The sequence below is a fragment of the Paraburkholderia sp. J11-2 genome, from assembly GCF_905220185.1.
Classification (GTDB): domain Bacteria; phylum Pseudomonadota; class Gammaproteobacteria; order Burkholderiales; family Burkholderiaceae; genus Paraburkholderia.
Genome location: NZ_CAJMYY010000013.1, coordinates 110,468 through 122,511, shown reverse-complemented (window position 1 = coordinate 122,511; position 12,044 = coordinate 110,468). Strand labels below are relative to the sequence as shown.

Below are 12,044 nucleotides of genomic sequence, written 5' to 3'. Positions count from 1 at the left end.
CCCGTTTCAGGCTGCGGCGCTTTCGCGCGCAGATTCCTTTTCGACCTCTAGCCACAGCTCGCGAATCCAGTCGCGCATGAGCAGCGATTCGCGCCAGCGGTCGGTCGTGTCGTTGCCGTCCGGGCCGATGATCGCGTAAGGCTGCGGCCCCAGCTCGCAGGTGAACGCGAGCGTCTCGTCCGCGCCCGCACGCTTGCGCCACGAGTGAAAGCCATAGCGCCACCAGTCGAGAAAGAGATCGACCCATTTGCGGTGCGGCGCGAACGATAGCTCGATCTGCACCTGTTCGCGGCTCGCCACGCGGCCATGAAACGCCCAGGAAGCATCGAGGATGCGATGCATGAGCGCGTGATTCTCCTGCGATACCGGCCATGCAAATTCGCGCCCCACGAGGTAGTGCGATATGTCGCCGAGCAGCTTGAGGTCGGGGCGCGCGTCGAGCAGATCGAGCGTGAAATACAGGTCCGTCGTCATGCGGTCGCGATGCGTTTCGATGTAGACGGGTATGTTCACCTGGTCGGCCAGGCGCTGCCAGCCGTCCAGCAACGCGAACGCCTCGTGCTGCGTGCGCGGGCGCACGTCGGGTTGAAGGTCGACATGATGCAGACCGAATTCGGTGGCAAGCTCGAGCACCGGCTGCAGGTCGTCCACGGTCGCAGGGAAGCACTGGCCCTCCGCCGCCAGCCCGTATGTCTTGCGTAGTTCCGCGAGGCGTTTCACGTCCTCGCGATTCGTGCAATGCGCGCTCACGCCGTCGAACCCCGCTTCGGCGATCATCCGCACATTGTCTTCGAGCGTGCGCTCGTAGCCATCGGTGTGGCGGCGTTCCATCGACCAGAGCGACTGGAACACCAGCAGTCGTTGTGCCATCATGTCTCCGTTTTTCGTATCAAAGCAGGCTCTTGAGCTTGACCTCGGGGTTGGCCAACGCATCGGGCAACTGCGCCGGCGCAATCGCCACACCGCGCTCCACCAGCATACGCGCCAGCTTCATTTCTTTGGCAAGCGCACTGGCCGGTCCGAATCCGCTCGCGCCAACGAGGCGTTGGTCGCTCGCCAGTTCGAAGTGGATTTCCGCGTCGCCAGCCAGGGGGCGCACGACCGAACTTGCGCCAAGCGCCGGCTCGCCCGCAACCTGCAATTGGTGATCGTACTGATCGGACCAGAACCAGGGCAACTCGCGATACGCGTCGTGAGCACCGAGCATGTTTTGCGCCGCTACGCGTGCCTGGGTTTCCGCGTTGTGCCAGGTCTCCTGGCGAATGCGATGCGAACCGAAGCGGCTCGGAAACAGCGCCACGTCACCGGCGGCATAAATGCCGCGCACGGAGGTCGCGAGTTCCTCGTCCACGACTATCCCGCGCTCGACTTCGATGCCGGCCGCACGTGCGAGCCCATCGGCAGGCTCGATGCCAATACCGACGATCACCGTATCGGCGCGCAGCGTATCGCCGTTTTCCAGCAGCATGTCTAGCGTGCCGTCGCTCAGCCGCTCGATTGCCTGCGGCGCGCAGTTCAGCAGCACGCGAACGCCATTGCGCTCATGCAGCGCATGAGCGCGCGCCGCGATCACAGCGGGCACGGCGCGGCCCATGAGTCGCGCACCACCTTCGATAAGCGTGACGCCGCAGCCGCGCGCGCGGGCCGAGGCCGCAACTTCGAGCCCGATGAACCCGCCGCCCACGACGACGATGCGCGACCCCGCGGCAAGCCGCGGCCCGATTGCGGCTGCGTCGTCCAGCGTGCGCAGGGTCAGCACATTCGCGAGCGTCGCACCCGGAATCGTGAGCCGCCTCGCGTGACCGCCCGTTGCCAGCAGCAGCGCCTCGTAGGCGAGCGTCGCGCCGTCGCCCAGTTGCAGCGCGCGCGCCACGGGATCGATCGCCTGCACAGTCGCCACGATGTGCTCGACGTTATCCTCGCGCCAGGCTTCGGGCGAGCGCAGGCCGCATTGCGAGGGGCTGCGCTCACCCGTCAGGAGTGCTTTGGAAAGCGGCGGGCGCTCATACGGCAAATGCGGCTCCGAACCGATCAGCGCAATGCGGCCGCGCCACCCTGCTTCGCGCAACGTCTGGGCGGCGCGCCCGCCAACATGGCCCGCCCCGACGATCGCCATCACTCGTTCCGTGGCCGTCATCTTGTGTCTCCCCCGGTTTTCACGCCGTTTCCGGCTGCTTGAATGCGTTCCACTCGGCGCCCGGCACAGGCCGCTTCACGTGATATGAGGGATCGCGAGTCTGGCGTACGAGCGCGGGCAAGATCTCCGCGTAAGCCGCGATCGTGCTGCTGTATGAAGGCGGCATGTCGGGCTTGACGACCTCATGCAGTCGCGGCAACGCGTGGAACGGCACCATCGGAAACATGTGGTGCTCGACGTGATAGTTCATGTTCCAGTAGAGAAAGCGGAACACGGGATTCATCATGACCGTGCGGCAGTTCTTGCGATGGTCGAGCACGTTCTCGGGCAACCCCGCGTGCTGTGTGAGCCCGAAGTAGAGATAGAGCCACGCGCCGTACAGGCTCGGCAGACCGATATAGAGGAGCGGCAGCGGCGAGCGCAGCGCGATGCACGCGCCGATCACCATCGCATAGACGAGCAGCGTGAGCCGTGCTTCGCGCACGACCTTCGGCCACTCGGAAGCGGGCACATAGGTCCTTTCTTCCGCACCGATCCGGCCAAACGCGCACGCGACGATCTTCGGCACTTCGCCCGCCACATGCTTGATCGCGAAAACGTTGAGCAGCAGCGCGGCCCAGTCGGTGGGGCGCGGCGCGGCGATCTCGGGGTCGCGGCCGACGACGAGCGTGTCGGTATGGTGGCGCGCATGGGTCCAGCGCGTGACGGTCGGGCGGCGGAACACCTGGAACGAGGCGAGCTGGTAGACCACGGTGTTCATCCAGCGCGTCTTGAACGCCGTGCCGTGTCCGCATTCGTGCCAGCGCGAATCGGCGGGGCTGCAATACAGCGTGCCGTAGAGGAAGAACGCGGGAATCGCCCACAGCGAATGGGCGTGCCACGCGAACCATGCGAGCACGCCGCTCGCGACGATGGCCGCGTACCAGATTAACGTGTCGCGCATGGCGCGGGCGTCGCCGCGCTGCATGAGCGCTTTCATCGTGGCGCGCGGCACCGGGCACTTGTACCACTCGGCATTGACGAGCCCCGCGGCGCGCGCCGCTTCCCCTGCTCCGCCGATCAGCCTGTACGCGTCACGACCGGCTCCGCTTGCGCTGGTTTCCGTGTTCGACACCGATGTCTCCTTGATCCGGTTGTCCGTGCTTCGAGCAGCAACGTCTTTCTGCGATCAAACATAAGCGGCGCGCCGGTCGCGCTCAACGGAAACCTTGATGAAATTTCGTCAACTTGCGTCCAGGTGGGCGAGCTTGTGGGTGAAATCCACGTGCTCCTGTTCGGCGCCGAGCATGCGCGAGATATCCGCGACGAGCGCGTCCACGGCCACGCGCACCTTCGACGGCATGTGCCGCGCCTTCTGCCGCACGACGTGAACTTCGCCGCCCAGCACGCTCTTGCTGTCCATCACGAGTTCGAGCCGTCCGTCGCTCAAGTACGGGGCCATAAGCCAGCACGGCAGCCACGCGACACCGGCGCCGGCGGCCGCCGCATCGGCAATCGCCAGCAGGTCGTCGAAGTACAGCCGCGACGCGAGCCGGCACTCCTCGACTTCGCCGCCGGGGCCGCGCACACGCCACGGCGGACTCTGCCCGGCGCGGCCATACGCGATGCCGGTATGCGTGGCGAGCGCGGCGACGTCCGCGGGCTTGCCGTGCTGCGCGAGATACACAGGCGACGCGCAGATGCCCATGCGCTGCACGCCGAGCCTACGCGCGACGAGCGTGCCGTTATCGGGCAGCGTGCCGATGCGTACGGCCAGATCGAAGCCGTCCTCGACGAGATCGGCCACGCGATCGCTAAACGAAAGTTCGACATTCAGACGCGGATAGTCCTCCACGAGCCGCCGCACCACGGGGGCGACGCACTGACGCCCGAACAGCACCGGTGCGCTGATCCGCAAGCGCCCCGAAGGCTCGCGCCGGCCATGGTCGAAGGCGGCTTCCACCGCGCTCAGCTCGCTCAGCACGCGGCGGCACTGCTCGTAGTAGGCGTGGCCTTCGTCGGTGAGGCTCAAACTGCGCGTGGTCCGGTGCAGCAAACGCACGCCCAGGCGCTGCTCGAGCCGCGCCACGATCTTCGCGACCGCAGAGCGCGTCACGCCAAGGCGCTCGCCCGCGGCAGAGAAACTGCCCGCGTCCACCACGTCCACGAATTCGGCCACGCCGCTCAGGCGATCATTCATTGCTTTGACTCCTTTTGTATCCTTCACAGCAACAACGAAGGTCCATAATCTCACCAATGTCGCCGTGCAAGCAACATTATCATAGGTGCTCCCACTCGTACTGGAGCAGTCATGAACGCATGGAAACTCAAGGCCGGCAGCGGCCATGGCGCACTCGCGCGCACCGACTTCACGCCGCGCGCGCCCGGCCCGCATGACGTGGTCGTGAAGATTCACGCGGCTTCGCTCAACTATCGCGATTTGATGTTCGCGCGCGGCGATTACCTGGGGCTCGGCGACGCGGCGCTCGTGCCGGTTGCCGACGGCGCCGGCGAAGTGGTCGAAGTCGGCGCGGCGGTCACGCGCTTCAAAGCCGGCGACCGCGTGATCAACACCTACTTCCCGCATTGGGTGGACGGCGCGCCCACACCCTCGAAAGTGCGCGAGACGCCCGGCGCGCAATTCGACGGCGTGCTGGCCGAACGCTTCGTCGCTGACGAAACCTCGCTCGTTTCGATTCCCGCTCACCTGAGCTACGAGGAGGCCGCGACGATCTCGTGCGCAGGCATCACGGCCTGGAACGCGATCTTCGTCGATGGCGAGGCGAAGCCCGGCGCGACCGTCGTGCTGCTCGGCACCGGCGGCGTGTCGATCTGGGCGCTGCAGCTCGCCCACGCGGCGGGCTTGCGGACCATCGTCACTTCGTCGAGCGACGAGAAGCTCGAGCGCGCGCGCTCGCTTGGCGCGAGCGAGACGATCAATTATCGTTCGCACCCCGAATGGCAGAACGAAGTGCTGAAGCTCACAGGCGGCGAAGGCGCGGATATCGTCGTGGAGGTGGGCGGCCGCGATACGCTGCCGCGCTCGGTGGCCGCCGCGAAGATGGGCGGGCTCGTTTCGATCATCGGCGGCGTGACGAGCTTCGCGGGCCCCGAACTCGGCCTGCTTCCGGTGATCGGCGGCTTCAAGCGGCTGCACGGCCTCATGGTCGGCAGCCGCACGATGCTAGACGACCTCACGCGTTTCGTCGGCGCGCAGCAGATTCGCCCCGTGGTGGATCGCGTATTCGGTTTCGACGAAGCGCCCGAAGCTTACGCGTGGCTCGAAGCCGGCAAGCATTTCGGCAAGGTGGTGATACGCGTGGCGTGACGCGCTAGCGGCGCATAAAAGCGAAGCGGGCACTCGAGGTGCCCGCTTCGTTTTGCTTGTGCCCGTCGCTTTAGAAGACCGGATGCCCGTTGATCACGCTAGGCAGCCACGTGGAGAAGAACGGAAAGTACGTGACCAGATTGATCGCGCTGAAAATCGCCAGATAGTATGGCCACGCGACCTTGGTCGTCTCCCCGATCGACACGTCGCCGATTGCGCAGCCGATGAACTGCACCGAGCCGATTGGCGGATGCACGAGGCCCAGCGCGCAGTTCAGCAGGATCATGATGCCGAACTGCACCGGACCCACGCCGCTATGCATGGCGAGCGGCAGGAACAGCGGCGTCGTGATGAGGATGTGCGCCGCCATGTCGATGAACGTGCCCAGAAAAACCTGGATGATGTTGATGTACAGAAGCATCAGCCAGGGAAGCGTCGTGGCATGTTCGAGCACGCGCTCGATGGCTTCCGGAATCTCCAGATACGCCATCTGGTAGCGCAGCATGTTCGACACCGCGATCAGCAGCAGCACCACGCCCGTGGTCTTGGCCGCGCGCGAGAGGGCGAAGAACAGCTTCTCTTTCGTCATCGTGCGATACACGACCACGGTGAGCGCGAGCGAATACACCACGGCAATTGCGGCCGCTTCCGTCGCGGTCGCAATGCCCCGCGCCACGCAGAAGAGAATGATCGCGATCACGAGCAAGCCAGGCAGCGCGCCGAGGAACGCTCGCACCACGGCGAGCCAGCCGGGGAACACCTGCAGTTTGGTCTTGCCGTCCGCGCTGAGCGGATAGCCAAAGCGGCGCGCCTGCCAGTACGCGGCGATCAGCACGAAGCCCATGACCCACAACACCGGCAGCAGGCCCGAGAACAGCAGGTCGCCAATCGACACGCCGCTCATCTGCTGACCGTTCAGCGTGCCCGTAATGCCTTGCGCCGCGAATGCGTAGATGATCATGTTCGTCGAAGTCGGCATCAACGCGCCGGCGAGCGACGAGTGCGTCGTCACGTTGACCGCATAGGCGGCGCTATAGCCTTCGCGCTTCATGAGCGGAATGACCACGCCGCCCATGGCCGACGTATCCGCCGAAGGCGAGCCGGAAACGCCGCCGAAGAGCGTGCACGCAACGACATTGGCCATGCCGAGGCCACCGCGGAAGTGCCCCACGGCGGCCTGGGCGAAGCGCAGAATGCGGTCGGCAATACCGCCGTGCAGCATCAACTCGCCGGAGAAGATGAAGAACGGCACGGCGAGAAACGAGAACGCGTTCATGCCTGAGATCATCGACTGCATGGCAGTCGCGGCCGGCAGTCCTTCGTAAAGGTACGTGCTGACGCAGGCGAGACCGAGCGAGAAAGAAACCGGCACCCCAAAGGCGAGGAGCACCAAGAAGCTGAGCGAAAGAATTGCGAGTTCCATGTTTGCCCTACTTTGCCTTGCGTACGAACAGCGCCAACAAATGCTCGAGCGAAAACAGCACGATGCAGGTGCCGGCCACGACCGGAATGACGTAGCGCACCGCTTCCGGCACGCCGAGAATCGCGATACGGTCGTCCATGGTTGTTTCCGCCATTTGCAGGCAGCCGAAGAAAATCGCCCCGCCAAGCGCGATCAGGCAGACATGCTGAAACGCTTCTGCGATCAGCTGCCACCGTGGGGAAAGCTTCTTGACGAGCGAATCGAGCCCGATATGCCCGCGCTCGCGCACCTTGAGCGCGGCGCCGAACATGGCGATGGTCACCACCAGCAGCAACGCGACCGGCTCCACGAAATCGGGCGCGCTTTCGAACACGTAGCGCATGATCACGCCGTAAAAGACGAGCACCGTTAGCGCGGCGAGCGCAACCGAGGCGACGATCGTCAGCAGGCGAAACAGTAAATCGTTGGGGAGTTTCAGGAAGGTCATGATCCACCCTTGCACGGTACAGACTTCACAACTGCGGTTTTCCGGCTCCGCGCCGCTTGCGGCGCGGAGCCCCGGGCTTTAGTGAATCGCCTGGATCTCGTCCACGATCTGCTTCATTTCGGGCGTCTTTTCATACTTCGCCCACACAGGCTGCATGGCCTTCACGAACGCTGCACGATCGACCTGCGTAGCCGGAACAATGGTCGCGCCGCCCTTTTGCACCGTCTTGCCCGCCGTGTCTTCGCGCGCCGTCCAGAGCTTCACGTAGTACGGCACCGAGTCGGCCGCCGCCTTCTTGATGACGTCCTGCTCCTGCGGCGTGAGCGTGTCCCACACCTTCTTCGAGAACACGAGCACTTCCGGCGTCATGGCGTGATCCGTTTCCGAGTACACCTGCGCCACTTCGTAGTGCTTGGTTTCCTCGTACGACGGCAGGTTGTTTTCAGCCGCATCCACGAGGCCCGTCTTCAGGCCCGTATAGACTTCGGCGAACGGCATCGGCGTGGGCGTGCCGCCCATGGCCTTGATTTCGTCGACCATCAGGTCGGACGGCTGCACGCGCACCTTCAGGCCTTTCATGTCGGCGGGCGACTTGATCGGGCGCTTCGCGTAGATCGAACGCGCGCCGCTCTCGTAGAACGTCAGCGCGATCATGCCCTTGGCCTTGAACGCGTCGAGAATCTTCTGGCCTTCGGGGCCGTACATCACCTTGCGGAAATGGTCGATGTCGCGAAAGAGGAACGGCAGCGACGGAATCATCGACTCCGGCACGATCTCGTTGAACGCGGCGCCATTGGCGCGAACCATGTCGAGCGCGCCAATGCGCACCTGATCGATCGTGTCGTTCTCCGAACCGAGCGCGCTGTTGCCGAACACCTTGACGGAGTCCTTGCCGCCCGTGGCCTGCGAAATCTCTTCGCCCATGTGCTTGATCGCCATGTTGGTCGGGAAGGTGTCGCTGTGCACATCGGCTACGCGGAACACGCGCGCGTGCGCGGCGCCGGCGGTCAGTGCGAGAGCCGCTGCCAGAACCGTCATCGCGGTCTTTGCGGTGCGTGCAGTGCGTGCGTTGCGAAAGGTTTTTTTCATCGCTTGCCCCAAGAATGGAAGAGTTGTTTTCAAGCCGTGTTTGGGCTGATTAGCTGGCCAACCGGGTGTCTCAGAACCGGTGGATGATGCCTGCACCTACAGCGACCATGCTGCGTGACGAAGACGGCGTGGTCTGGAAGCCATCGCCAATCGTCGCGGTCGCGTTGATGATTTGGGTACCGTTGCCCGCCGGCGTGAGGGTCTTGCCGTTTGCACGCTGAAAAGCCTGCAACGCGTAAAGTCCCGTGCGCTTGGAAAGCGTGTAGTACTCCGAGAGATTGAACTGCTGGTATTGCGCGCTGCTCGTGATGCCGTTGGCTCGCGTTGCGCGCGTATAGCTGTAGCCCGTCGCGAAGTCCCACGTCGGAGCCGGCTTCCAGTGCAGGACGACGCCGCCCGTATTGAAGATCGCGGTGTCGTGGAAGCCCGATCCCACGCCGGGGATGTACTGCACATTCGAGTAAGTCGCGGTGAGATCGAACTGGCTGTTGAACGTATAGCCCGCGCCCACGGCGAAGCGCTGCTGTGCGCGCGCCGACTGGTAGCCGTAGGTGACGGCGGAAATGCCGGGCTGCGCGCCCGCGTTGGACGTGGTCGTATCGGCACCGAAGGCGCCGCCGTTCACGTTCGAGTTGTTGATGCGCGAGAAGCCCACCGCCATGCCGAACGGCCCCATGGCGTACTGCGCCGCGGCGGTCCAGGTCGAGCCTTGCGTCACGCTGCCGGGGACGCCAGCGAGCGAGTACGAACCGCTCACCGTGAAGCCGTAGATCTTCGGCGATGTGTACAACAGCGTGTTATTGGCGCGATAGATCGTGTCGAGACCGTCGAGATCGCCCGGATGCGCGCCGTAGAAACCGGTGAGCCACGTGGTCGGGCTGTACGGCGAAAGCATCTGGTAGTACGAAGCGTACTGGCGGCCCGCCGTGAGCGAACCGTAGGTGGGATTGGTCACGCCCACGAACGCTTGCCGGCTGAACATGAGCCCGCTCGTCGATTGCGCGCCGGTTGCGCTGTTGAAGCCTTGCTCGAGCTGGAAAATGGCCTTCGTGCCGCCGCCCAGGTCTTCGGCGCCCTTCAGGCCGAAGCGGCTGCCGGCCCACACGCCGTTGATCATCTTGACCGCCGAACGGCCGCCCGAGGTCGAACCGAGCGTCGTTTGACTCGACTGCCAGCCGATGCCCGTATCGACGATACCGTAGAGCGTGACACTGCTTTGCGCAAAGGCAGGCGCAGCACCTGCAATCGCCACCCCGACGACGGCGCACTTCAAACGGCGCGTATTCTCCGGCATTCTCCGATCTCCTTTTGTTCTTTATGTGTCACTTCTGGAAAACGTTTTCTTAAATTTAATGCGTTCCTTTCGAAATGGCTAGTAGGTAGTTACGCGGAGCGGCAGTGCGAAAGTGCGTGCCCTGGGCACGCGTGACGAGGCCGCTGGCCGTTGAAGAACGGCCAGCGAGCGGGTACTTCGCAGATCAGGGAATCAGCGGCAGGGAGCGGTCGAGTCGCGCACAACGAGGCGGGGTTCGAGCACGACCTGCTCGACATCCGCGCGGCCTGCGAGGACGTCAATGAGCTTTTGCATGGCCAGTTCGCCCATACGCTCGCTTTGCCCGTCGATCGTGGTCAGGCGCGGCTCCACGTATTCGCCATAGGGCACGTTGTCGATGCCCGCGACCGAGACATCCTGCGGTATGCGAAAGCCGAGTGACTTCGCTTCCTTCATGAAGCCAAGCGCGATGAGGTCGTTGTAGCAGATCACCGCCTGCGGGCGCTTCGGGCCCAGCATCACCCGCGAGCAGGCTTGCTCGCCTGCCTGGGCGGTCGGCGCGTGGGTCTCGTACACGTCGAGCGTGAGGCCGGCTTCGGCCAGCGCCTCGGTTGCGCCGGCAATCCGCTCGTCGTTGATGGTCGCCGCGGCGAAGCCGAGGTAGGCCACGTGGCGGTGCCCGAGATTGAGCAAATGACGCACCATCATGGAAGTCGCGAGCCGGTTGTCGAAGCCGACGGTGGGAATGTCGAGGCCGCGCACGGTCCTGAGCATGACGACCGGCTTACCCAGATTCATCGTCCACCTGGCGATCTCCTCGGACGCGCGCGAGCTGACGATCAGGCCGTCCACGCGCGGCGAAAGCGCTTCGATGAGCGAGCGCTCGCGCGCGAGATTTTCTTCGGCGTCCACGAGAAGCAGCGTGTAGTCGTGCTGAAGCGCGACGCGGTTCGCGCCCTTGACCACGTTCGTGAAGTGCGGGTTCGCGATGTCCAGAATGGCAACGCCGATGGTGCGCGTGCGCCCCGTGATCATTGAGCGCGCAAGCGGATTGGAGCGGTAGCCGAGCACCTCGATGGCGTCCTTGACCTTCGCTTCCACCGCCGGCGAAAAGCGTTGCGTGCCGTTCACGTACTTCGATACCGTCGCGACCGAGACGCCGGCCATCGCGGCGACATCGCGAATCGTCGGGGAACCACTTTTCATAGGTTGGCAGCGCCAGGGATGATCGACGGCGAGCATTGTCGCAGAAACGGACCTGGGGTGAACCCCGTATTCGGAGCAGGTATTCCTCCATTGACGCTACGATTTCCGGTGGCTATATTCGGAAAACGTTTTCCATGCGTCCATCAATATCAAAATAATTCCCAGGGAGCCCTGATGTCGCAACACTCAATTTCCGCCAAACCGTTCGGCCGCCTTCTTCTTACCGGCGCGGGCGGCAATCTGGGCCGTCAGTTGCGCGGCGCGCTCGCGAACTGGGCCGACGTCGTTCGCGTGAGCGACATCACGGAACTGGGCGAGGCGGCGGCGCACGAGGAAACGCACCGCGTCGACCTCTCGGATCGCGAGGCGGTCATGCAGCTTGTGGAAGGCGTGGATGCGATCGTGCATCTGGGCGGCATTTCCATCGACGCGCCATTCGACGACCTGCTCGAAGCCAACATTCGCGGCACGTACAACCTTTACGAAGCCGCGCGCAAGCACGGCATCAAGCGCATCGTCTACGCGAGCTCCAATCACGTCACGGGCTTCCATCCGGTCACGAGCGTGCTCGATACCGACGCCGCGCACCGGCCGGACAGCTTGTACGGCGTGACGAAATGCTTCGGCGAATCGCTGTCGCGCTATTACTTCGATCGCTTCGGCATGGAAACGGTATGTCTGCGCATTGGTTCGTCGTTCGAAGAACCGAAGAACGCGCGCATGCTCGTCACGTTCCTGAGCTATCGCGACTTCATCGAACTCGTGCGCTGCTCGTTGTTCACCAACCGCGTGGGTCATGCTGTCGTGTATGGCGTGTCGGACAACCCGGCAAGCTGGTGGGACAACGGCAAGGCGGGTTTTCTCGGCTACCGGCCGCGCGACAGTTCGGCGGCGTACGCCGAGCGCTTCCCGGCGACCGCGCCGAACGCCGAACCTGGCGACGCCGCGCAGCAGTATCAGGGCGGACCGTTCGTGCTTGGCGAGCCGATGCAAGGCGCCGAGGGCTAAGCGGGCGCCCGGTCTGCTGTGCATGCTGGAGAACCGGCTCGATAACCTGAAGGCAGACCGCCTTGGCCGCGAAGCGGCTGGGTGGGATCACGCCGCGCTGGACAGTTAGTTGCA

The 12,044-nt window shown here is 64.2% G+C and carries 11 protein-coding genes; 2 read left to right on the top strand and 9 right to left on the bottom strand.

Features of this window, described 5'->3' with window-relative positions; translation table 11 throughout:
• Positions 1-6: 6 nt before the first annotated feature.
• From U5A57_RS19515 to U5A57_RS19500, 4 genes are all read right to left on the bottom strand, one after another.
• Positions 7-873 (bottom strand): sugar phosphate isomerase/epimerase, encoded by an 867-nt coding sequence (locus U5A57_RS19515; RefSeq protein ID WP_321913304.1) that lies wholly within the window; start codon positions 871-873, stop codon positions 7-9.
• A gap of 16 nt (positions 874-889) precedes the next feature.
• A complete protein-coding gene (locus U5A57_RS19510) occupies positions 890-2,137 on the bottom strand; it encodes an NAD(P)/FAD-dependent oxidoreductase (RefSeq protein ID WP_321913303.1) in 1,248 nt (415 codons plus the stop codon).
• A gap of 19 nt (positions 2,138-2,156) precedes the next feature.
• Positions 2,157-3,251 (bottom strand): fatty acid desaturase family protein, encoded by a 1,095-nt coding sequence (locus U5A57_RS19505; protein ID WP_321913302.1) that lies wholly within the window; start codon positions 3,249-3,251, stop codon positions 2,157-2,159.
• Positions 3,252-3,359: 108 nt separating this feature from the next.
• On the bottom strand, positions 3,360-4,316 hold the full coding sequence (locus U5A57_RS19500; protein WP_321913301.1) for a LysR family transcriptional regulator: 957 nt from the start codon (positions 4,314-4,316) through the stop codon (positions 3,360-3,362).
• Positions 4,317-4,427: 111 nt separating this feature from the next.
• Between U5A57_RS19500 and U5A57_RS19495 the strand changes: the two genes are divergently transcribed.
• A complete protein-coding gene (locus U5A57_RS19495) occupies positions 4,428-5,444 on the top strand; it encodes an NAD(P)-dependent alcohol dehydrogenase (protein ID WP_321913300.1) in 1,017 nt (338 codons plus the stop codon).
• Between the two features lie 70 nt (positions 5,445-5,514).
• Here U5A57_RS19495 and U5A57_RS19490 read toward each other — a convergent pair whose 3' ends face one another.
• The 5 genes from U5A57_RS19490 to U5A57_RS19470 form a co-directional block, all read right to left on the bottom strand.
• Positions 5,515-6,867, bottom strand: coding sequence for a TRAP transporter large permease (locus tag U5A57_RS19490; protein ID WP_321913299.1), 1,353 nt, complete (start codon positions 6,865-6,867; stop codon positions 5,515-5,517).
• Positions 6,868-6,874: 7 nt separating this feature from the next.
• Positions 6,875-7,354 (bottom strand): TRAP transporter small permease, encoded by a 480-nt coding sequence (locus tag U5A57_RS19485; protein ID WP_321913298.1) that lies wholly within the window; start codon positions 7,352-7,354, stop codon positions 6,875-6,877.
• 78 nt (positions 7,355-7,432) lie between these two features.
• Positions 7,433-8,443 carry a TRAP transporter substrate-binding protein gene (locus tag U5A57_RS19480; RefSeq protein WP_321913297.1) on the bottom strand — a complete coding sequence of 337 codons (1,011 nt, stop codon included), beginning with the start codon at positions 8,441-8,443 and terminating at the stop codon, positions 7,433-7,435.
• Positions 8,444-8,513: 70 nt separating this feature from the next.
• Positions 8,514-9,737, bottom strand: a complete 1,224-nt coding sequence (locus U5A57_RS19475; RefSeq protein WP_321913296.1) for a porin — start codon at positions 9,735-9,737, stop codon at positions 8,514-8,516.
• A 192-nt stretch (positions 9,738-9,929) separates the two neighbouring features.
• Positions 9,930-10,922 (bottom strand): LacI family DNA-binding transcriptional regulator, encoded by a 993-nt coding sequence (locus U5A57_RS19470; RefSeq protein ID WP_321913295.1) that lies wholly within the window; start codon positions 10,920-10,922, stop codon positions 9,930-9,932.
• Between the two features lie 174 nt (positions 10,923-11,096).
• Here U5A57_RS19470 and U5A57_RS19465 point away from each other — a divergent pair, with 174 nt between their 5' ends.
• Positions 11,097-11,930: an NAD(P)-dependent oxidoreductase gene (locus U5A57_RS19465; RefSeq protein ID WP_321913294.1), complete on the top strand. Its 834-nt coding sequence runs from the start codon at positions 11,097-11,099 to the stop codon at positions 11,928-11,930.
• The last annotated feature ends 114 nt before the right edge of the window (positions 11,931-12,044 follow it).

Coding starts and splice junctions, on each gene's coding strand:
- U5A57_RS19515 (WP_321913304.1), bottom strand. CDS start 873: ATGATGGCACAACGACTGCTGGTGTTCCAGTCGCTCTGGTCGATGGAA.
- U5A57_RS19470 (WP_321913295.1), bottom strand. CDS start 10,922: ATGAAAAGTGGTTCCCCGACGATTCGCGATGTCGCCGCGATGGCCGGC.
- U5A57_RS19500 (WP_321913301.1), bottom strand. CDS start 4,316: ATGAATGATCGCCTGAGCGGCGTGGCCGAATTCGTGGACGTGGTGGAC.
- U5A57_RS19495 (WP_321913300.1), top strand. CDS start 4,428: ATGAACGCATGGAAACTCAAGGCCGGCAGCGGCCATGGCGCACTCGCG.
- U5A57_RS19475 (WP_321913296.1), bottom strand. CDS start 9,737: ATGCCGGAGAATACGCGCCGTTTGAAGTGCGCCGTCGTCGGGGTGGCG.
- U5A57_RS19480 (WP_321913297.1), bottom strand. CDS start 8,443: ATGAAAAAAACCTTTCGCAACGCACGCACTGCACGCACCGCAAAGACC.
- U5A57_RS19490 (WP_321913299.1), bottom strand. CDS start 6,867: ATGGAACTCGCAATTCTTTCGCTCAGCTTCTTGGTGCTCCTCGCCTTT.
- U5A57_RS19510 (WP_321913303.1), bottom strand. CDS start 2,137: ATGACGGCCACGGAACGAGTGATGGCGATCGTCGGGGCGGGCCATGTT.
- U5A57_RS19485 (WP_321913298.1), bottom strand. CDS start 7,354: ATGACCTTCCTGAAACTCCCCAACGATTTACTGTTTCGCCTGCTGACG.
- U5A57_RS19465 (WP_321913294.1), top strand. CDS start 11,097: ATGTCGCAACACTCAATTTCCGCCAAACCGTTCGGCCGCCTTCTTCTT.